General features: G+C 56.2%; 17 protein-coding genes. 9 read left to right on the top strand and 8 right to left on the bottom strand.

Annotated elements, in window-relative coordinates:
• The first annotated feature begins 118 nt into the window (after positions 1 to 118).
• The 4 genes from lpdA (at position 119) to yacL (ending at position 5501) form a co-directional block, all read left to right on the top strand.
• Complete coding sequence (gene lpdA / locus ABOC21_RS20415) at positions 119 to 1543, top strand: dihydrolipoyl dehydrogenase (RefSeq protein WP_095103739.1); 1425 nt, start codon at positions 119 to 121, stop codon at positions 1541 to 1543.
• Between the two features lie 162 nt (positions 1544 to 1705).
• Positions 1706 to 1990, top strand: coding sequence for a hypothetical protein (locus ABOC21_RS20410; protein ID WP_426813068.1), 285 nt, complete (start codon positions 1706 to 1708; stop codon positions 1988 to 1990).
• A 366-nt stretch (positions 1991 to 2356) separates the two neighbouring features.
• The gene (acnB, locus tag ABOC21_RS20405) at positions 2357 to 4954 is read left to right on the top strand and encodes a bifunctional aconitate hydratase 2/2-methylisocitrate dehydratase (RefSeq protein WP_426813067.1); all 2598 of its coding nucleotides are present in this window, start codon (positions 2357 to 2359) and stop codon (positions 4952 to 4954) included.
• A 184-nt stretch (positions 4955 to 5138) separates the two neighbouring features.
• Positions 5139 to 5501: a protein YacL gene (yacL, locus tag ABOC21_RS20400; RefSeq protein WP_426813066.1), complete on the top strand. Its 363-nt coding sequence runs from the start codon at positions 5139 to 5141 to the stop codon at positions 5499 to 5501.
• A 24-nt stretch (positions 5502 to 5525) separates the two neighbouring features.
• On the opposite strand, the gene ABOC21_RS20395 is transcribed toward yacL, so the two are convergent.
• The 7 genes from ABOC21_RS20395 to ABOC21_RS20365 all read right to left on the bottom strand — a co-directional run bounded on the left by ABOC21_RS20395 (position 5526) and on the right by ABOC21_RS20365 (position 11949).
• Entirely contained in the window at positions 5526 to 6284 is a 759-nt protein-coding gene (locus ABOC21_RS20395; RefSeq protein ID WP_426813065.1) for a DeoR/GlpR family DNA-binding transcription regulator, read from the bottom strand.
• 13 nt (positions 6285 to 6297) lie between these two features.
• Positions 6298 to 7254, bottom strand: a complete 957-nt coding sequence (locus ABOC21_RS20390; protein WP_426815548.1) for a D-threonate 4-phosphate dehydrogenase — start codon at positions 7252 to 7254, stop codon at positions 6298 to 6300.
• A gap of 16 nt (positions 7255 to 7270) precedes the next feature.
• Positions 7271 to 8551 (bottom strand): D-threonate kinase, encoded by a 1281-nt coding sequence (gene dtnK / locus ABOC21_RS20385; RefSeq protein WP_426813064.1) that lies wholly within the window; start codon positions 8549 to 8551, stop codon positions 7271 to 7273.
• Positions 8548 to 9504, bottom strand: coding sequence for a 2-keto-3-deoxygluconate permease (locus ABOC21_RS20380; protein ID WP_426813063.1), 957 nt, complete (start codon positions 9502 to 9504; stop codon positions 8548 to 8550). The genes dtnK and ABOC21_RS20380 overlap by 4 nt, the downstream gene beginning before the upstream one ends.
• 227 nt (positions 9505 to 9731) lie before the next feature.
• The gene (speD, locus tag ABOC21_RS20375) at positions 9732 to 10541 is read right to left on the bottom strand and encodes an adenosylmethionine decarboxylase (RefSeq protein WP_426813062.1); all 810 of its coding nucleotides are present in this window, start codon (positions 10539 to 10541) and stop codon (positions 9732 to 9734) included.
• Between the two features lie 14 nt (positions 10542 to 10555).
• Positions 10556 to 11425 carry a polyamine aminopropyltransferase gene (speE, locus tag ABOC21_RS20370; RefSeq protein ID WP_426813061.1) on the bottom strand — a complete coding sequence of 290 codons (870 nt, stop codon included), beginning with the start codon at positions 11423 to 11425 and terminating at the stop codon, positions 10556 to 10558.
• Positions 11426 to 11601: 176 nt separating this feature from the next.
• Positions 11602 to 11949: a YacC family pilotin-like protein gene (locus tag ABOC21_RS20365; RefSeq protein WP_072051901.1), complete on the bottom strand. Its 348-nt coding sequence runs from the start codon at positions 11947 to 11949 to the stop codon at positions 11602 to 11604.
• 144 nt (positions 11950 to 12093) lie between these two features.
• Here ABOC21_RS20365 and cueO point away from each other — a divergent pair, with 144 nt between their 5' ends.
• A complete protein-coding gene (gene cueO / locus ABOC21_RS20360; protein WP_426813060.1) occupies positions 12094 to 13686 on the top strand; it encodes a multicopper oxidase CueO in 1593 nt (530 codons plus the stop codon).
• A gap of 61 nt (positions 13687 to 13747) precedes the next feature.
• Here cueO and ABOC21_RS20355 read toward each other — a convergent pair whose 3' ends face one another.
• A complete protein-coding gene (locus ABOC21_RS20355; protein ID WP_426813059.1) occupies positions 13748 to 16141 on the bottom strand; it encodes a glucose/quinate/shikimate family membrane-bound PQQ-dependent dehydrogenase in 2394 nt (797 codons plus the stop codon).
• Between the two features lie 395 nt (positions 16142 to 16536).
• Between ABOC21_RS20355 and ABOC21_RS20350 the strand changes: the two genes are divergently transcribed.
• The 4 genes from ABOC21_RS20350 to ABOC21_RS20335 all read left to right on the top strand — a co-directional run bounded on the left by ABOC21_RS20350 (position 16537) and on the right by ABOC21_RS20335 (position 19724).
• On the top strand, positions 16537 to 17763 hold the full coding sequence (locus ABOC21_RS20350; protein ID WP_426813058.1) for a tyrosine-type recombinase/integrase: 1227 nt from the start codon (positions 16537 to 16539) through the stop codon (positions 17761 to 17763).
• Between the two features lie 92 nt (positions 17764 to 17855).
• Positions 17856 to 18674 (top strand): hypothetical protein, encoded by an 819-nt coding sequence (locus ABOC21_RS20345; RefSeq protein WP_426813057.1) that lies wholly within the window; start codon positions 17856 to 17858, stop codon positions 18672 to 18674.
• 94 nt (positions 18675 to 18768) lie between these two features.
• On the top strand, positions 18769 to 19053 hold the full coding sequence (locus tag ABOC21_RS20340) for a helix-turn-helix transcriptional regulator (protein WP_063923649.1): 285 nt from the start codon (positions 18769 to 18771) through the stop codon (positions 19051 to 19053).
• A gap of 20 nt (positions 19054 to 19073) precedes the next feature.
• Positions 19074 to 19724: an ORF6N domain-containing protein gene (locus tag ABOC21_RS20335; RefSeq protein WP_426813056.1), complete on the top strand. Its 651-nt coding sequence runs from the start codon at positions 19074 to 19076 to the stop codon at positions 19722 to 19724.
• Positions 19725 to 20016: the final 292 nt, after the last annotated feature.

Below are 20016 nucleotides of genomic sequence, written 5' to 3'. Positions count from 1 at the left end.
CGCCAGAGTCCCCGGCAGCTTACTCAAGTAAGTGACTGGGGTGAAGGCGCGAAGCTAACGCAGTTGCGGCCTGAAAGACGACGGGTATGACCGCCGGATACTAACTACAGAGGTCATGATGAGTACTGAAATCAAAACTCAGGTCGTGGTACTTGGGGCTGGTCCCGCAGGTTATTCTGCTGCCTTCCGTTGCGCTGACTTAGGTCTGGAAACCGTCATCGTCGAACGTTACAGCACCCTGGGCGGTGTTTGTCTGAACGTCGGCTGTATCCCTTCTAAAGCGCTGCTGCACGTTGCTAAAGTTATCGAAGAAGCAAAAGCGCTGGCCGAACACGGTATTGTTTTTGGTGAGCCGAAAACCGATATCGACAAAATTCGTACCTGGAAAGAGAAAGTTATCACTCAGCTGACCGGCGGTCTGGCCGGCATGGCCAAAGGCCGTAAAGTGAAAGTGGTAAACGGTCTGGGTAAATTTACCGGGGCTAACACCCTGGAAGTTGAAGGCGAAAACGGCAAAACCGTGATCAACTTCGACAACGCGATCATCGCGGCGGGTTCCCGTCCGATCGAACTGCCGTTCATTCCGCATGAAGATCCGCGCGTGTGGGACTCCACCGACGCCCTCGAACTGAAATCCGTACCTAAGCGCCTGCTGGTTATGGGTGGCGGTATCATCGGTCTGGAAATGGGTACCGTTTACCATGCGCTGGGTTCAGAGATTGACGTGGTTGAAATGTTCGACCAGGTTATCCCGGCTGCCGATAAAGACGTGGTGAAAGTCTTCACCAAACGCATCAGCAAGAAGTTCAACCTGATGCTGGAAACGAAAGTGACCGCCGTTGAAGCAAAAGAAGACGGCATCTACGTTTCGATGGAAGGCAAAAAAGCTCCGGCTGAAGCGCAGCGTTACGACGCCGTGCTGGTGGCTATCGGCCGCGTGCCGAACGGTAAAAACCTCGATGCGGGCAAAGCCGGCGTTGAAGTTGACGACCGCGGCTTTATCCGCGTTGATAAGCAGCTGCGTACCAACGTACCGCACATCTTCGCGATCGGCGATATCGTCGGTCAGCCGATGCTGGCGCACAAAGGCGTTCACGAAGGTCACGTTGCCGCAGAAGTTATTTCTGGCCTGAAGCACTACTTCGACCCGAAAGTGATCCCGTCTATCGCCTATACCGAACCGGAAGTTGCCTGGGTTGGTCTGACCGAGAAAGAAGCGAAAGAGAAAGGCATCAGCTACGAAACCGCCACCTTCCCGTGGGCCGCATCCGGCCGTGCGATCGCTTCCGATTGTGCAGACGGTATGACTAAACTGATCTTCGACAAAGAAACCCACCGTGTTATCGGCGGCGCGATTGTCGGCACCAACGGCGGCGAGCTGCTGGGTGAAATCGGTCTGGCTATCGAAATGGGCTGTGACGCAGAAGACATCGCTCTGACCATCCACGCTCACCCGACTCTGCACGAGTCCGTTGGCCTGGCGGCAGAAGTCTTCGAAGGTAGCATCACCGATCTGCCGAACGCGAAAGCGAAGAAAAAGTAACTTTTTCTTTCCGGCAAAAAGCATAAGCGGCTCTGTGAGCCGCTTTTTTTATGCCTGATGTTTAGATCTGTGTCTGCGTTCATAACCTGCTACAGGTTATAGATACTTTGACAATAATTACCAAGTAAACTTATAGCTGGTTAATTATTAGTGGGGTGGGTTATGAAACGCTTTTTAACAACGACGCTGTTAGCGGCAACGCTGGCATCCGGTATGGCCTGTGCCGCCGATCCTTCCATTCCGTGGGCCGACAACAGCGGCGGCACGGAAAATACGCATATCGCCACGATGGGGCAGAACCTGAATACGCAGCACCAGGCGATAAGCAAAACGAGTGAAGGCGTCTGGGCGGCGAACTCGGGCAGCATCAAGGACGATGAAGCCGCACTGAGCAGCACTAAGCCGGCATTTAGCGGCTACCCACAGCTGATGCCGCATCAGGGCTAAAATCGCTTCAGCTTCTCAGATGCCCGGCGCAGGATGAGGCGCCGGGCATGTTTTATGCCTTTTCCCCTGAAAGGGCGCGCCAGCCGCGTGATGGAATGAGGCGGCTAATTTTGCCGGAATCACGGCCAGCCCCTGTCAGCGGCATGAAATTTATATACCGGGAAACCGGTGTAAAGGCTGCAAAATCCTGCCCTTAACGATTCAGCTAATTTTTAATGTTGCTTTTTTGTAAACAGATTAACACCTCCCCAAAATCCTGCTATGCTGCCGACGCGGTATCGGGCATTTACCCTACAAACTGCTGTCTCACAGGAGCGTGAAGAGAATCGCCTGCCGCATTTTACAATGAGAGCGAGGAGAACCGTCGTGCTAGAAGAATACCGTAAGCACGTAGCTGAGCGTGCAGCCGTTGGGATTGTTGCCAAACCCTTAGATGCTACCCAAATGGCCGCGCTGGTAGAACTGCTGAAAAACCCGCCAGCGGGTGAAGAAGAATTCCTGTTAGACCTGTTAATTAACCGCGTACCGCCGGGCGTCGACGAAGCCGCCTATGTTAAAGCCGGATTCCTTGCCGCCATCGCCAAAGGTGAAGCGACCTCCCCACTGGTTAGCCCTGAAAAAGCCGTCGAACTGCTGGGCACCATGCAGGGCGGTTACAACATCCATCCGCTGATTGACGCGCTGGACGATGCCAAACTGGCGCCGATTGCCGCCAAAGCCCTGTCCCATACGCTGCTGATGTTCGATAACTTCTATGATGTAGAAGAGAAAGCAAAAGCGGGTAACGAACACGCTAAGCAGGTGATGCAATCCTGGGCCGATGCCGAGTGGTTCCTGAGCCGCCCGCAGCTGGCGGAAAAAATCACCGTCACCGTTTTCAAAGTTACCGGTGAAACCAACACCGATGACCTTTCCCCGGCGCCGGACGCCTGGTCCCGCCCGGATATCCCGCTGCACGCGCTGGCGATGCTGAAAAACGCTCGTGAAGGCATCGAACCGGATCAGCCGGGTTCAGTTGGCCCGATCAAGCAAATTGAAGCGCTGCAGAAAAAAGGCTTCCCGCTGGCGTATGTGGGCGACGTGGTCGGCACCGGCTCTTCGCGTAAATCCGCCACCAACTCCGTACTGTGGTTCATGGGCGACGATATCCCGAACGTGCCGAACAAGCGCGGCGGCGGCCTGTGTCTTGGCGGGAAAATCGCGCCAATCTTCTTTAACACTATGGAAGATGCGGGCGCGCTGCCAATTGAAGTGGACGTCAACAACCTGAACATGGGCGACGTTATCGACGTGTACCCGTTCAAAGGCGAAGTGCGTAACCACGAAACCAACGAACTGCTGGCAAGCTTCGAGCTGAAAACCGACGTGCTGATCGACGAAGTCCGCGCCGGTGGCCGTATTCCGCTGATTATCGGCCGTGGCCTGACTACCCGCGCGCGCGACGCCCTGGGCCTGCCGCACAGCGACGTTTTCCGTCACGCGAAAGACGTTGCCGAAAGCAGCCGTGGCTACTCGCTGGCGCAGAAAATGGTCGGCCGCGCCTGCGGCGTTGCCGGCATTCGTCCTGGCGCCTACTGCGAGCCGAAGATGACCTCCGTTGGCTCCCAGGATACCACCGGCCCGATGACCCGCGATGAGCTGAAAGACCTGGCGTGCCTCGGCTTCTCCGCCGACCTGGTGATGCAGTCCTTCTGCCATACCGCGGCCTATCCGAAGCCGGTTGACGTCACCACGCACCATACTCTGCCGGACTTCATTATGAACCGCGGCGGCGTTTCGCTGCGTCCGGGCGATGGCGTTATCCACTCCTGGCTGAACCGCATGCTGCTGCCGGATACCGTCGGTACCGGCGGTGACTCCCATACCCGTTTCCCGATCGGCATCTCCTTCCCGGCGGGCTCTGGTCTGGTGGCGTTTGCCGCGGCAACCGGCGTGATGCCGCTGGATATGCCGGAATCCGTGCTGGTGCGCTTCAAAGGGAAAATGCAGCCGGGGATCACCCTGCGCGATCTGGTTCACGCTATCCCGCTGTACGCTATCAAGCAGGGCCTGCTGACCGTTGAGAAGAAAGGTAAGAAAAATATCTTCTCCGGCCGCATTCTGGAAATCGAAGGTCTGCCGGATCTGAAGGTTGAACAGGCGTTTGAGCTGACCGATGCCTCCGCCGAGCGCTCTGCGGCCGGCTGTACCATCAAGCTGAACCAGGAGCCGATCGTTGAGTATCTGAACTCCAACATCGTTCTGCTGAAGTGGATGATTGCCGGCGGTTACGGCGATCGCCGCACCCTGGAGCGTCGCGTTCAGGGGATGGAGAAATGGCTGGCGGATCCGCAGCTGCTCGAAGCCGATGCGGACGCGGAATATGCCGCGGTGATCGACATCGACCTGGCGGATATCAAAGAGCCAATTCTCTGCGCGCCGAACGATCCGGACGACGCGCGTCTGCTGTCCGACGTGCAGGGCGAGAAGATCGACGAAGTCTTTATCGGCTCCTGTATGACCAACATCGGCCACTTCCGCGCCGCAGGTAAGCTGCTGGATAGCCACAAAGGCCAGCTGCCGACCCGCCTGTGGGTGGCTCCGCCAACCCGTATGGATGCGGCTCAGCTGACCGAAGAAGGCTACTACAGCGTGTTTGGTAAGAGCGGCGCGCGTGTCGAAATCCCGGGCTGCTCCCTGTGCATGGGCAACCAGGCGCGCGTAGCCGACGGCGCGACGGTGGTTTCCACCTCAACCCGTAACTTCCCGAACCGTCTGGGGACCGGGGCGAACGTCTACCTGGCTTCCGCTGAGCTGGCTGCGGTGGCTTCGCTGCTCGGCAAGCTGCCGACGCCGGAGGAGTACCAGACCTTCGTGGCGCAGGTCGATCAGACGGCGGCGGATACCTACCGCTACCTGAACTTCAACCAGCTGGATCAGTATACTGAGAAAGCAGATGGGGTTATTTTCCAGACGGCAGTGTAAGGTGACGCGTCAGCCCGTCTGACGAATTGCCTGTAAACTCGCCAGTGCCCGGTGAACATTGCATCACCGGGCATTTTTATTTCCAATCCTTCATCCTCCGCGCTTTTTTTCTCCCCCGCTGCTGCGATAATTACCCTATGGGTACAGTGCAGCGTGACGCATTGCCCTTGCAGAGGAAAAGACTATGGATTACGAATTTCTGCGCGATATTACCGGAGTGGTAAAGGTGCGGATGGCGATGGGCCACGAAGTGGTGGGGCACTGGTTTAATGAAGAGGTGAAGGATAATCTCGCCCTGCTGGATGAAGTGGAACAGGCCGTGCGTACCGTAAAAGGCAGCGAGCGCTCCTGGCAGCGTGCCGGACATGAATACACGTTATGGTTAGACGGCGAGGAGGTCATGATCCGCGCTAACCAGCTGGAAATTTCCGGCGATGAAATTGAAGAAGGGATGAGCTACTACGACGAAGAGAGCTTCTCCCTCTGCGGCGTTGAAGATTTTCTGCTGGTGGTGCGGGCCTATCGCGACTTCCTGCAAAATAAGTGAGGGCGCGGGCGCGCCCCTGAATCCTTACACCAGATGCAGCTGCGCGGGCAGTTCGCGCAGCTGGTCCTGAATTGCGCCGGGCAGCGCGCTATCGGTAATCATGTCATTCAGGTCGCTTAGCGGAGCGACGCAGAACAGCGACCAGGCGCCATATTTGCTGCTGTCGGCCAGCATTACCCGGCGGCGGGCGTTGGCCAGCAGATCCTGCTTGAGACCGGCTTTCTCCTCCGTCGGGGTGGTGATGCCCTGTTCCAGACTCCAGCTGTTACAGCTGACGAACGCGATATCCGGGTACAAATTGCGCAGCAGCCGCCGACCGTGCTCGCCGATGCAGGACTGGCTGCTGTCATCGATGCGCCCGCCGATAATTGTCACTTCAATTTGCTTAAATTCCGACAGAAATAACGCGATGCGCAGATCCGCGGTGATCACCCTCAGCGGCAGATGCGTGAGCTGCCGCGCCAGCTCCATCATGGTGGTGCCGGCGTCCAGCACCACCGCGTCGCCGGGGCGAATCAGGGACAAGGCGTGCTGCGCGATGGCCTGTTTTTCCTTCAGGCTGCGCTGCTGTTTCTCCGTCGTGGTCGGCTGGGCGGGGATAAAACGGTTCAGCGCCACGCCGCCGTGGCTGCGATTAATTACCCCGCGCTCATCCAGCTTGATCAGGTCGCGGCGAATGGTCGCGGGAGACGCATCAATCGCGCCGACTAACTGTTCCACAGTGACCAGATTATGGCTTTTCAGATACTCCAGAATCTGGTCAAGACGATCTTGTCCCTTCATAGTGTCGATAGTATTACGCGAGTTGTAAGGCTAATTTAATGGAGATCGCCATGCTCTCAAACTTAGCTTTGCCTGTCCACGCAATATCAAATGCCGTACCGTGATCCGCAGAGGTGCGAATAAACGGCAGACCGGCGGTAATATTAACGCCATCGTAGAAGCCCAGTAATTTCAGCGGGATATGTCCCTGATCGTGGTACATGGCGACCACCATGTCGTATTTGCCTTCCCAGGCCTGGAGAAACACGGTATCCGGCGGACAGGGGCCGTATACGTCAATGCCTTCGGCTTTCATCGTCTCGATAGCCGGGCTGACGGTGGTGATCTCTTCATCGCCGAACAGGCCGTGCTCGCCCGCGTGCGGGTTAACTCCCGCCACCGCGATACGCGGATGCGCGTAGCCCACGCGTTTAAGGAAGCTGTCCGCCAGACGAATCACGGTGCGGATACGCGGCTGGTTCAGGGTGTCGAGGAATTTACGCAGCGCGATATGGGTGGAAACGTGAATGACTTTGAGCTTGTCGGTATACAGCACCATCGCGTAATCCTGGCTGTGGGTCAGTTTCGCCAGCAGTTCGGTGTGGCCGGGATAGATATGGCCCGCCGCGTGCAGCGCTTCTTTATTCAGCGGCGCGGTAGCGATGGCCTGAACGTCGCCCGCCAGCGCCAGCTCGCAGGCGCGGGCAATGCAGCGGTAGGCGAGGTCGCCCGCTTCCGGCTGGATTACGCCCGGGCGCAGAGCCTGCGGGTCGGCCAGCGGCACATCCACCACGTGAATCACCCCCGGCGTGAAATGGGCGTCCTGCACCGCGGTAATTTCTTTCAGCTCAACCTGCGGCGTTATCCCCAGCGCCTGAATGCGTTGCAGGGTTTGCAAACACCCGACCACCACCGCCGGGCAGCCGGATAGTTCTCCCTCCGCCAGGGCTTTCAGAATAATTTCCGGGCCGATCCCCGCGGGGTCGCCCATCGTAACGGCAATTGCTTTAGTTACCACTGTACATCTCCTCAATAAAATTCAATGCATTGCATAATGTCCGGTCGTCGCCAAAACCGCCCGCTTTGGTGATCACCGGTAAATCGTCGATATCGCTGTTCACGAAGGTGCCGCACGGCACGCAGGGGGTCACTTCGCTGCTGATGCGGTATCCCTGCGCGCCGAGCGCCCGGGCGATGGCAATCGCAATATCGCCGCCGGTTAAAAACAGGCCGCCAATGCGGGTGCGCGCGATAATTTCCTGGGTAAGTTTCCCCAGCCAGTTGCCGATAGTCTCGCCCAGCTGCGTGCGGGTAAGCTGATAGCGCTGGCACAGCGCGTCGATGCGGCTGCGCGCCGCTTCGTCGCGGCAGGTACGCAGTACGCAGTGCTCGCCGCGATCGAGGATCGCCACCGCCTGCGCTATCAGCGGCTGAATTACCTGGCCGTCCGCGGCGGCGAGGAGGGACTCGACCTCAATATCGATAACGCTGAGGTGCTTCTCCTGCTCCGCGAGGATTATCTGGCGGCGGGTGGCTTCGCTCATCGAACCGGCGACCACCAGGACCGGCAAACTTTTCACCGGATCGAGATACAGGCTGGCCGGTAGCGCGTTCGCCAGCCCGGCGGCGCCGACCAGTAAATACGGGAAATGCAGCGCGGCGACCGCGTCGGCAATCGCACGCAGGTCTTCGTCGCTTTCGCTGTCCAGCACCGCGATGCCCGCGGTGTCCGACGAGGCGGCGAGGGCGGCCAGATGTGGTATCAGCTGTCCGTCGCGAATCACGTCGAGGCCGATTTCATGCACGACGCGGGCGGATTGCTGGCCAATCACGGTCTTAATGCGCGATGAGGTAATCGGCGTTTTCGGATCGCTGGCGAATTCGGTTTCGACCAGCGGCACCTGCCAGACCAGGCATTCGCCGTTCAGCGTGGTGCGCCCGGCGGCGGGAATTGCTGCGGCGACAATCGCCAGCCGCGCGCCGCTCAGCTGCAGGGCGGCGTCGATTTCCGCCCCGACGTTGCCGCGAAAGGTTGAGTCGATCTTTTTATAGATCAGCGGCGGCGCGACGCCTTCCCGGTACCAGGGCTGCAACATGTCGTTCAGCGTCTGACGGGCTTTTTCTGCGGGTAGCGCGCGGCTTTCGGTATTGATAACCAGAACGTCGCTGCGCGGCTGGTGCCGGGAGGCGGTATTGAGCACCACTTCGGTGCGCGCCCCTTTTTTGGCCAACTGAACTCCGGTGTCGTTGGCCCCGGTGAAATCATCCGCAATGACGATCATTTTCATGCTTGTTTTTCCGTCTGTTGGCTGGCCGCGGCGTTGCGTTTGGCAACCCAGGTGGTCAGCAAGGGCGCCAGCAGCGCGGTGGTGATCACCGACGCGGCGATCAGCGGCGTGGCGGCTTCCGCGATAGTGGCGAAGGAGGGGTCGACCTGGGCGATTGCCAGCGGGGTGGCGACGGCGTTCCCGGCGGTGCTGGAGGCAGCCGCGCCCGCAATGCCGCTGCCGCCGACCAGGCGATCGACGCGGATGTTAAAGAACCCGCCGACAAACGTGGTCAGCACGCCGAGGCAGATCCCGGCCAGGCCGCCTTTCACCAGCATATCCAGGTTAATGTTGGCGCCCAGCGCGAAGGCGAATATGGGGATCAGCACCGGCGCGCCGCGGGTCAGGAAGTCGCGCATTTGCGGGTCTAGGTTACCGAGGATCATGCCGATAATAATCGGCACCAGCACCGCCAATAGCGCCATTAGCGGAATGTTGGCAAGCCCTGCCGCGCCGAGCGCGATCATCGTGAACAGCGGGCCGTCGCCCAGCGACAGGATTGAGATTGCACCGACATCGCGTTCGTTGCCGTATTCGCCGACCAGCGCGGCGTATAGTCCGCCGTTGGCGTTGCTGAAGGCGACGATCACCGCCAGGCTGCTCAGTCCGAACAGGCCGTTGGCGCCGAACAGATGGTCGATGCCGAAGCCGATAATCACCCCGGTGAGCACTTTGGTTACCGTAATGGTGGTGCCCTGCAGCAGCGCGCGCGGCGCGGCTTTAAAACTGATCCCCGCCCCCATGCACAGCAGGAAGGCGCCGATCAGCGGCAAGGCGCCGTGTTTGAACAGCGCGGTGGTGAAGCCGCCGATCTCCAGCACTTTCGGCGCGAAGGTGTTGAGTAGCGCCGCCAGAATCAGCGGCACCAGCATCATTCCCCCCGGTAATTTTTCGATGGTACTTTTGATTTTCATTCTGCCCTCGTTGATTTGATTTAATCATAATGATTATATTTAATCAATCAGGAGTAAAAATGAGATCTGGATCGATCTTCACCGAAGAAGTGATCAAATTAAATCACGATTAGCCTTTTTTGATTTATTTTGTTCATTTCGCGCTGCGTTCGCAGGGCGGAATTCAGGAACAGTATATGCGTAAGGCGGGGATGTGGCGGGCCGCAGATTGCGGCCCGCGGCATGGTTTACAGGTGCTTTAACCCTACGGAAGGAATATTGCGCCCGTAATAGATTTCGCGCATCTCTTTCCACAGTAAATCGGTAATCGTCCTGCGCTCCTCGTCGGTCAAATCTTCCGGCCGGGTATGGAACATGTAGTGCTTCAGGTCGAACTCCTTCAGCAGCATCTTGCTGTGGAAAATATTTTCCTGATACACGTTAACGTCCACCATGTCATACAGCGCCTTGATGTCGTCGGACATAAAGTTCTGTATTGAGTTAATCTCGTGATCGATAAAGTGCTTCATGCCGTTGATATCGCGCGTAAAGCCGCGAACGCGGTAGTCAATGGTGACGATATCGGACTCCAGCTGGTGAATAAGGTAGTTCAGCGCCTTCAGCGGCGAAATAACGCCGCAGGTTGACACTTCAATATCGGCGCGGAAGGTGCAGAGCCCGCCCTCGGGATGGCTTTCCGGGTAGGTGTGGACGCAGATATGGCTTTTATCAAGATGGGCGACGACGGTTTCCGGCAGCGGGCCCGGATGCTCGCTTTGATCGATAAGCTGCGGGTCAATCGGTTCTTCACTGACCAGAATGGTGACGCTGGCGCCCTGCGGCTCATAATCCTGGCGCGCGATATTCAGGATGTTGGCGCCGATTATCGAGCACGTCTCGGACAAAATCTCGGTCAGGCGGTTGGCGTTATAGAGTTCATCGATATAGGCGATATAGCCGTCGCGCTCTGCTGCCGTTTTGGCATAGCAGATATCGTAAATACAAAAACTCAGGCTCTTGGTCAGGTTGTTAAAGCCGTGCAGCTTCAGTTTTTTCAATTTAGTTCACCCCCTTACTTAAGATCGCTGATGGACAGCGCATCCAGCAGATACTGCGGTAGGGCGAATGCCGCCGTATGAATTGCCGGGTTGTAATAACGACACTTCAGATTCGCTTTGTGGAAACGCGCCTGGATAATTTCGCCGGAAAGATGGCGCAGCGCGTCGTTATCCGTCGCCCAGGCGAAGGTCATGATGCCGCCGTAATAGGTGGGTACCGCCGCCTGATAGAAGCTGACGTCGCTGAAATAGTGGCTCAGCTTGCGGTGGCTGTCGACGGCTTCATCCTGCTGCAGAAAGCTCACGCCGTTCTGGGCGACAAAGATCCCGCCGGGGTTCAGGCAGCGCTTGCAGCCTTCATAAAAGGCCGAAGTGAACAGACTCTCGCCGGGACCGATGGGGTCGGTGCAGTCGGAGATGATGACGTCAAACGTTTGCGTCGTCTGGTTAACAAAATTGACGCCGTCATCAATAACCAGCGTAAAGCGCGGATCGTCGTAGGCGCCGGCGTTGTGGTTTGGCAGATACTGGCGGCAGAACGAGACCACGCCCGCGTCTATCTCAACCATCGTAATAGTTTCGATATGGGGATGACGGGAGACTTCGCGCAGCATGGCGCCGTCGCCGCCGCCGATAATCAGCACGTGCTTCGCCTGGCCGTGGGCCAGCAGCGGCACGTGGGTCATCATTTCATGATAGATAAACTCATCGCGCTCGGTGGTTTGCACCACGCCGTCCAGCGCCATCACGCGGCCAAAAGCGGCGTTCTCAAAAATGATCAGATCCTGATGATCGGTCTTTTCGTGATACAGCACGTTATCAACGGTAAAATACTGACCAAAATGGTCGTGCAGCGTTTCATGCCACAGGTTGCTATCGGCCACGGCTCGATTCCTCCTTTGTTAACATCTGTTACACCCGTAAAAACGAGCGCAACATCATAGCCAACTATAGATGAGGATGCACGGCGGATATTTCAGCCATGCGCGCGGGCAAATACGCCTGAAAATAGAGGGCGATAGCGGGCGGATATTTTTGCCGGCGGGCTTATTTAACGACGTTATTTCACGTAAGCCAGCAGGCTTAGGGAATCGCGCGCCAGCGCCTTACATTTCTTGGGGGTCGAAATCTGGATGCCGCTGAGATCGCGGTAGCTGTCTTCGCCGAGCGCTTTCATATTAAAGCTGTCGTAGTTGCTCAGATCCCATTGATTCTGTTGAGCAAAGAAGACCAGCGCGCGACGAATCTGGGTATTAGGCAGGTTCTGGTAACCGCAGTCGTTTTTCAGAAAAACAAATACCGCTGTTAAATCAGCCATATCTTCCGCTTCAGACTCGCTTAACGCGTAGCTATTGGCGGATAGTGCAAGCAGGCTGCCGAGCACTAGTGTTCTGCAAAGCGTCTTCATTTTGTTTACCATTGAATCACGGACGAACAAAGTTAGCATACTTCTTGACATGACGCCGAGCTTTATTCTTACTCTTCTGCTTGACCTTCCCGTTGCTGGAGGGTTTAAGCTCAAAAGTTCACCAGCAGAATAAAAGGATGTGAAATGCAACGTCGTGAATTTATCAAATTAACCGCCGCGCTTGGCGCATTCAGCGCGCTTCCGCTCTGGAGCCGCCCGGCGTTTGCCGCAGCTCGTCCGGCATTGCCGATACCAGACCTGCTCGCCGCCGACGCACGTAATCGCATCACGTTAACCATCCAGGCCGGGAAAACGCAGTTTGGTCCCCATAACGCGACCACCTGGGGTTATAACGGTAATCTGCTGGGCCCTGCGCTGCGCCTCAAACAAGGGCAGGCGGTCACCGTGGATATTCATAACCGCCTGGCCGAGGAGACCACCGTGCACTGGCACGGGCTGGAGGTCCCCGGCGAGGTTGACGGCGGGCCGCAGGGAGTCATTGCGCCGGGGGCTTCCCGCAGCGTGAGCTTCACGCCGACGCAGCGGGCCGCCACCTGCTGGTTCCACCCGCATCAGCACGGTAAAACCGGACGTCAGGTGGCGATGGGCCTGGCGGGGCTGGTGCTGATTTCCGATGAGGAGAGCGAGCGCCTGCTGCTGCCTAAGCAGTGGGGGATCGATGATGTGCCGGTCATTGTCCAGGATAAGCGCTTCACCGCCGCCGGCGAAATTGACTACCAGCTCGATATCATGAGCGCGGCCGTCGGCTGGTTTGGCGATACGCTGCTGACCAACGGGGCGCTCTACCCCGAGCACGCCGCCCCGCGCGCCTGGCTGCGTCTGCGTCTGCTCAACGGCTGCAACGCCCGCTCGCTGAATTTCGCGATCGGCGACGGCCGGCCGATGTACGTGGTGGCCAGCGACGGCGGCCTGCTTGCCGAGCCGGTCAAAGTGAGCGAGCTGCCGATATTGATGGGGGAACGCTTTGAAGTGCTGGTGGATGCTCGCGACGGCAAAGCCTTCGATCTGGTCACGCTGCCGGTCAGCCAGATAGGCATGGCGGTTGCGCCGTTCGATAAGCCGCAGCCGGTGCTGCACGTCCAGCCGTTGACGATTCAGGCATCCGGCCAGCTGCCGGATGCGCTGGCGGCGCTGCCCGGGCTGCCGCCGCTGGCAGGCCTGACCCAACGCACGCTGCAGCTGTCGATGGATCCGATGCTGGATATGATGGGCATGCAGGCGCTAAGGCAAAAGTACGGCGACGCGGCGATGTCAGGAATGGACCACGGCAGCATGATGGACGGTGGCAGCATGGGAAATATGAGCCACGGCGGGATGGGCCAGATGGACCACTCGGGTATGGGGCAGATGAACCACGGCGGCGGCGGGTTCGACTTCCACAGCGCCAACCGTGTCAACGGTAAAGCTTTTGATATGGCCGTACCGATGTTCGCCGCGGCGAAGGGGCAGTATGAGCGCTGGGTGATTTCCGGCAAAGGCGACATGATGCTGCACCCGTTCCATATCCACGGCACCCAGTTCCGTATTCTGTCGGAAAACGGCCAGCCGCCCGCCGCGCATCGAACGGGGTGGAAAGATACCGTGCGGGTCGATGGCGACGTCAGCGAGGTGCTGGTGAAGTTTGACCACGAGGCGCCGAAGGAGTTTGCCTATATGGCGCACTGCCATCTGCTGGAGCATGAGGATACCGGCATGATGCTCGGCTTTACGGTCTAGCCTGTCTCGCAAAAGAAAAGGCCCGGTTCTCACCGGGCCTTTTGCTCTTCGACGTCAGCGGTTATTTGGCCTCGTCCGGCAGGGCGTAAGCGACGATATAGTCGCCCATTTTCGTCCCGAACGAACCGTGGCCGCCGGCGGAGATGACCACATACTGCTTGCCATCTACCTCGTAGGTCATCGGCGTCGCCTGACCACCCGCCGGCAGGCGGGCCTGCCACAGCTTCTCACCGTTGCTCATATTGTATGCGCGCAGGTAGTTATCCGCGGTAGCGCCAATAAACAGCACGTTACCCGCCGTGGAGATCGGGCCGCCCAGCATTGGCATGCCGAGGTTAAACGGCAGCTGGACGGGCATCGGGAACGGCAGGCTGTCCTGCGGCGTCCCGATGCGTTTTTTCCATACCACTTCGTTGGTCTTCAGATCCAGCGCCGAGATATAGCCCCAGGCCGGCTGTTTGCACGGCAGGCCAAACGGCGACAGGAAGGCGTTGAGGGTCACGCCGTACGGCACGCCATACTGCGGCTGGATGCCGGATTCGGTACCGGAACCTTTGGCATCTTTTGGCGGCTCCATCGGGTTGCCCGGACCGCGTGGGATCAGTTTAGAGACGAACGGCAGCGCCATCGGGTTGGCAATCGCCACCTGGCGGTTCGGATCGACGGAGATACCGCCCCATTCGAACATCCCGAGGTTACCCGGGAATACCAGCGTGCCCTGCTCTGACGGCGGGGTGAAGATGCCTTCATAGCGCAGCTGGTGGAAGATAACGCGGCACACCAGCTGGTCGAACATGGTGGCGCCCCACATATCGGCACCGGTTAAATCTTTCTTCGGCCGGAAGCTCAGGTCGGAGAACGGCTGCGTTTTGGTTACGTAGTCGCCCTTCGCCGCGCCCTGCGGAACCGATTTTTCCGGCGCCGGGACCACCAGCTCGCCGTTACGACGGTCGAGAACGAAGATGTTGCCGGTTTTGGCCGGCGCGTAGATAACCGGTACGGTCTTACCGTTGACGTCGATATCTGCGAGGGTTGGCTGCGACGGCATATCCATATCCCACAGATCGTGATGCACGGTCTGGTAGCTCCACGCCAGTTTACCGGTGGTCGCGTTCAGCGCCACGATCGAGCTGGCGAAGCGCTCCTGCTCCGGCGTGCGGTTGCCGCCCCAGATATCCGGCGTGGTGACGCCCATCGGCAGATAGACTAAATCCAGCTTCGCGTCATAGGCCGCAGGCGCCCACGAGTTCGGGGAGTTCAGCGTAAAGTGGTGCTGGTCGTCGGGGATCGCGTTCGGGTCTTTGGCGCCCGGATCGAACACCCACTGCAGCTTACCGCTATTGACGTCAAAACCGCGAATCACGCCCGACGGCTCGCGGGTGGAGAAGTTATCGGTCACCGCGCCGGCGATGATAATGGTGGTATCGGTGACGATCGGCGGCGAGGTTGGTTCGTACATCCCCGGCGTGGTCACCGGCATATTGGTCTGCAGGTTGAGGATCCCTTTATTAGCAAAGGATTCGCACAGCTGACCGTTGTCGGCGTTAATCGCGAACACGCGACCGTCGTTGACCGGCAGAATGATGCGGCGCGGGCAGTTGGCGACCACGTCGGCCGGCGCGTTTTCCGCTTTCGCTTCGTGGTAAGAGACGCCGCGGCAGGTTACGTGCTGGAACGACGGGTCCGAGTTCAGCTGCGGATCGAAGTGCCACTTCTCCTTGCCGGTTGCCGCATCGAGGGCGAACAAGCGCTGGTGGGCGGTGCACAGGTAGAGCATGTTGCCGACCTTAATCGGCGTCACTTCGTTAGTGATCTCACCCGGATCGTTCGCCTGCTTCAGGTCGCCGGTGCGGAACACCCAGGCTTCCTTGAGGTTCTTCACGTTATCGGCGTTGATTTGCTTCAGAGGCGAATAGCGCTGGCCCTCCTGGTTACGGCCGTATGCCGGCCAGTCGCCGTCGGCAACGGCGGAGATTGGCGCCGCAGGCGTGGCGTCGGCGCTCAGGGTACCGTTCACTTCCTGCGGATCGTTAAATCCGGCCCAGGTCAGGATCCCGCCGCTGATCAGCAGGGCGATAACCAGCCCGGCGACCGCGCCAGCGGAAGGGATCGGTAGACGACGCCAGACGAAGGGCAAAATCAGCCAGATGCCGAAGAATACCAGGATATCGCTGCGCGGGGTGAGCGCCCAGAAGTCAAAGCCGACCTCCCAGACTCCCCAGACCATCGTGGCAAGAAGCAGCGCGGCGTACAGCCAAAGCGCAGAACGCTTACCGCGCAGCAGCATTACGGTGACGGCGAGCATAACCAGACCGGCAATCGGGTAGTACCAGGAGCCGCCGATAGCGGCCAGCCATATCCCGCCAACTAAAAGATAGAGACCGCAGAACGCGGCAAAGAGAGCAGTCAGCGTCACGACGAGTCGCCGCGATTGTTGAGGTTTTGTTTCTGCCATAGAAGGTTACTCGTTTTGTTTGTTAATATTTTAGATGCAATTAATTATAGGATTTAACAAGTGTGATCGGAATCACAAAATGGCTTTTATTATTCCCTGCACCGCAGATTTCTTTTTACTGGTATACTGGTCAGCTTGCCGGTCAACGTCGATGTGAGAGCAGCGGCTTTGATGATTTACATTAAGAATCAAGTGGTTAGTTTAATGAAACATACTGTAGAAGCAAAAAACTTCGTGTTTTCATGCTTTTAGATGATTTCGTGAATTCTCTATTTTAATTTTTATTATCAGTAAGATACGGTATTTTTTGTTCGTATGTTTATTCACTCTTTTTGACTGTAGCAACGAACGGTGTATCACTCGGTGTATCACTCGCAACAGCTTCAGGATGGTTTATGGCTGGTACAAACAAATTGAGCGACAAAAAGCTAAAAGCGCTGCAGGGTTCTGAGCGTGAAGCACCGATCATGATTGCCGATGGTGAAGGACTGAGTATTAAGGTTTCGAAGCAAGGTAACGTTAGCTGGGTGTTCGCTTACCGGTTGGGCGGAAGGGGGAGTACGCTCGAACGTTTAACGCTTGGCCGTTACCCGGATTTGTCACTAAAGGCTGCGAGAGAAAAGCGGGAAAAGTGTCGTCAGTGGTTGGCTGGTGGACTTGATCCAAAAACTGAGCTTGAACTCAGCACCGAAGAAACGCTGAAACCTGTGACAGTACAGGATGCTCTCGAATACTGGCTGGTGAATTACGCCAGGAGAAAGCGTAGCGATGAGGAACTGGTGAGGGCCCAGCTACGTAAGCATATTTACCCGCGGCTCGGTCGTTATCCTCTGACCCGATGTGAAACCCGCCATTGGGTGTCTTGTTTCGACGAAATAAACCAGACCAAACCCATGACCGCTGGCCGCATGTTCCAGATATCCAAACAGGCGTTACGTTTTTGCAAGGTTCGCCGCTATGCCGCCAGCGACGCTCTGGCCTTTCTCACCATTCAGGATGTAGGCCAGCCATCCGGTCAACGTGACCGCGTATTGTCAGATAGCGAGCTGGCCGATGTGTGGCGCTGCACAGACAGCGATGATCAGCAGCCGTATTATTCACGTCTTCTCAAAATGCTGGTGCTGTTTGGCGCTCGAACGATGGAAGTTCGTCTCTCTCGATGGTCGGAGTGGGATTTTACCTCGTGGATTTGGACCGTCCCGAAAGAGCACAGCAAAACCCGCGAGAAAATCGTGAGATCAATCCCTGAAGCTATACGCCCGTGGCTGGAAGAGTTAAAACGCGAGACGGGTAAAACAGGCTTGTTACTGGGAGAAGATCGTACCCGTCAGGCCGTATCATTGAAAGGGCGCAGGATTTTTAAAGATTTTCACCATAACGAGCCGTGGACATTGCATGATTTACGCCGCACGTTCTCCACAGGGCTGAACAATATGGGTATAGCACCGCATATAGTCGAGCTGTTGCTGGGTCATGCCTTGCCAGGTGTTATGGCGATTTATAACCGTAGTCTGTACTTGCCTGAGAAGCTGGACGCTTTGAATAAGTGGTATGACCGATTAGAACTTCTTGCGGGTAATCATCAAAATGTGGTTCTGTTACCTGTAATGAATAGAGATTAAACTGATATTGCGGGTCTAGGTCGGCCAACCGAAAAGCGGGAAACCCTACCCGTCTGGCTCGCAAGTTATTTAGGGGCGTTGAGGGTGGCGTCATGAATATTCCAATACCAGAATATTGTACTTTAGAGCGAGCATCAAAGTTAATTGGCTGTGAGATTGGCGACTTACTACATTTTGGTGAGATTGGTACGGTAACTATTTGTATTAAAGTACCTTCATCAACAAAGGCAATGGTTCATGTTTTCAAAAAAGATGAAGAAACCGTTTATGATATTGAAGCAGAATGGTCTTCTCGCGGAAAATACTCTGAGTTTGTGACAGTTGATGAACCTATGGAACATGCAGAGGATTATGAGTATGAGTTTAGAATTCCTGCTTTTATCAGTGGCCTGTGGGGTATGTTGCGTTGTTCTGATTTTGGTCAACCATTTACACAAATTCCCTGTGAAGGTATGGTGGTCTTGACTGGTACTGACAGACCATTTCTTGCAATTCTAGATTTTCCCGGTTCGGAGTGGGGCGTTGATCAATTATTACACATACAACCGGAAGATATGTATATATTAGGTACTGACATCGAAAAAATTATAAATTATGCAGGAAAGAGATTGCCTGATAGAACGGATGAATATATCGATAATATCAATGTTAAGCCCAATGGTGAATTATTGGTGAGACATGAGGATAAATTATCGACCAAAACAATAAATAGCCGTGCGCAATTTATCAAGTCACTTTTATACACAATGTACGATTGTGATGTTGCTGAAAATCCAAGAAAATACTTTGATAATCCTGATAGTGAGATAAGTGAGCTTTTTAAAGCAAAAGGAATAAAGGCTCCCAATGGCAGAACTGTGCAAGCTTGGTTAAGCATGGTTGATATTCCCTTCATTGAAGGAAAATCATAACTGGAAAATCCAGTAATTTTCCGGAAAATTCCAGCAGCGAATTTTTCTAGGCGTAACAATGGCCTCCACAAAACGCAGAAACAGTGGAGGCAACATGCCAAATATAATCTTTACCCCGCCAAATCCTGAGCAACGCCGCACCCTTCTGGAAGAGTACGGATTCAAGTTCGATCGCCGTATTCGTGAAGATGAGTGCAGTGAAATGACCAGCCTTTCCCGTTCCAGCCGTTGGAAGATGGAGCAAGAGGGCCGTTTTCCTCCCCGCTGCCACTTTGGCCGCAATAGCTGTGCCTGGCTTCTTTCGGATGTGCTCTGGTGGGTTCGTAATCCGCCAGCAGTAGAGAACGTAAATAACCCATACAGCCGTAAATCTGCTTAATTAACCACAGGTAATCAGAGATGAAAAAGATTAATGCCCTCACCGGGCAGGTATTCGCTCACCCTGCAGTCAGTAAAAGCGATATTAGCGTGCAGCTTAAACAGCTTCCTGCTCTGGAATTTAATAGCCTTCGTGTCGTGACGTTCGCAATGATCGATACCGCGCACCGGCGCCCGAAAGGTACGGCAAAAGCATCTTTTAGTCGTCACCGTTCCCGGTTCGTATTGGGTCGCCACTTTTTTGAGCTAACTGGGGACGTAATACGTACTCAGTTGCTTTCTGAGTTTTTTCCGAAACATACCCGCAAGGGGATTGTGATTACTGAAATGGGCTACCTGCTGTTGGTTAAGCCTTTTCAGGACGATCTGTCCTGGCTGGTTCAGGAAGAATTGGTGAATGCCTACTTTCGTCGCCCGGAGGTCGTCACCTTCCAGCACATCGAACTGCCGTCACTCGAGGAACTGGCCGCCATGCCAGTCACCGATGCGCAAAACGTTGTCACCCGTGCCGGGAAGCATTCTAAGCAGCTTCATGGCTCACAGGGGAGTAACGGGATGAACCTGCGCAAGAAGGAACTCAAAGCCCTGCGTCCTGCGGAGCGGCTGGTGGATGCTATGGGGCAGATTGGCTTCGACAAATACGAGTGGGAGGTACCGCATGATCGCGCATAAAACAAAGACGGCCATGCCGGGCCGCCTGAGTCACAACGCTTTACTAAAACGCAATCAGATTACTAGGCTTGCCGCTGGTGGTCAAATAATGAGCCAGCTCAATATTGAGTACACTGATTTTATTCAACTTTTCTGCGGCGCTCCCGGCATCCTGCGGGGCAGTATTGCTGACTCGCAAATCCACTCCGTACGTTTAACGTACGGACATCACAACCCATTGAAATTGCGCCAGACTGTAAATTTACATTCTGCTCAGAATGTACCCAACTCATTGAACCGCCTTGATTATAAC

This window comes from Klebsiella sp. WOUb02, from assembly GCF_050058015.1.
Classification (GTDB): Bacteria; Pseudomonadota; Gammaproteobacteria; order Enterobacterales; family Enterobacteriaceae; genus Klebsiella.
The sequence above is the reverse complement of the archived record's forward strand: the minus strand, read 5'-3'. Positions and strand labels throughout refer to the sequence as shown.

What these genes read in the sequence shown, in the direction of transcription:
- lpdA (WP_095103739.1), top strand. Translation starts at nt 119, where the DNA reads ATGAGTACTGAAATCAAAACTCAGGTCGTGGTACTTGGGGCTGGTCCC.
- ABOC21_RS20410 (WP_426813068.1), top strand. Translation starts at nt 1,706, where the DNA reads ATGAAACGCTTTTTAACAACGACGCTGTTAGCGGCAACGCTGGCATCC.
- yacL (WP_426813066.1), top strand. Translation starts at nt 5,139, where the DNA reads ATGGATTACGAATTTCTGCGCGATATTACCGGAGTGGTAAAGGTGCGG.
- ABOC21_RS20395 (WP_426813065.1), bottom strand. Translation starts at nt 6,284, where the DNA reads ATGAAGGGACAAGATCGTCTTGACCAGATTCTGGAGTATCTGAAAAGC.
- ABOC21_RS20390 (WP_426815548.1), bottom strand. Translation starts at nt 7,254, where the DNA reads ATGGGCGACCCCGCGGGGATCGGCCCGGAAATTATTCTGAAAGCCCTG.
- dtnK (WP_426813064.1), bottom strand. Translation starts at nt 8,551, where the DNA reads ATGAAAATGATCGTCATTGCGGATGATTTCACCGGGGCCAACGACACC.
- ABOC21_RS20380 (WP_426813063.1), bottom strand. Translation starts at nt 9,504, where the DNA reads ATGAAAATCAAAAGTACCATCGAAAAATTACCGGGGGGAATGATGCTG.
- ABOC21_RS20365 (WP_072051901.1), bottom strand. Translation starts at nt 11,949, where the DNA reads ATGAAGACGCTTTGCAGAACACTAGTGCTCGGCAGCCTGCTTGCACTA.
- cueO (WP_426813060.1), top strand. Translation starts at nt 12,094, where the DNA reads ATGCAACGTCGTGAATTTATCAAATTAACCGCCGCGCTTGGCGCATTC.
- ABOC21_RS20355 (WP_426813059.1), bottom strand. Translation starts at nt 16,141, where the DNA reads ATGGCAGAAACAAAACCTCAACAATCGCGGCGACTCGTCGTGACGCTG.
- ABOC21_RS20350 (WP_426813058.1), top strand. Translation starts at nt 16,537, where the DNA reads ATGGCTGGTACAAACAAATTGAGCGACAAAAAGCTAAAAGCGCTGCAG.
- ABOC21_RS20345 (WP_426813057.1), top strand. Translation starts at nt 17,856, where the DNA reads ATGAATATTCCAATACCAGAATATTGTACTTTAGAGCGAGCATCAAAG.
- ABOC21_RS20340 (WP_063923649.1), top strand. Translation starts at nt 18,769, where the DNA reads ATGCCAAATATAATCTTTACCCCGCCAAATCCTGAGCAACGCCGCACC.
- ABOC21_RS20335 (WP_426813056.1), top strand. Translation starts at nt 19,074, where the DNA reads ATGAAAAAGATTAATGCCCTCACCGGGCAGGTATTCGCTCACCCTGCA.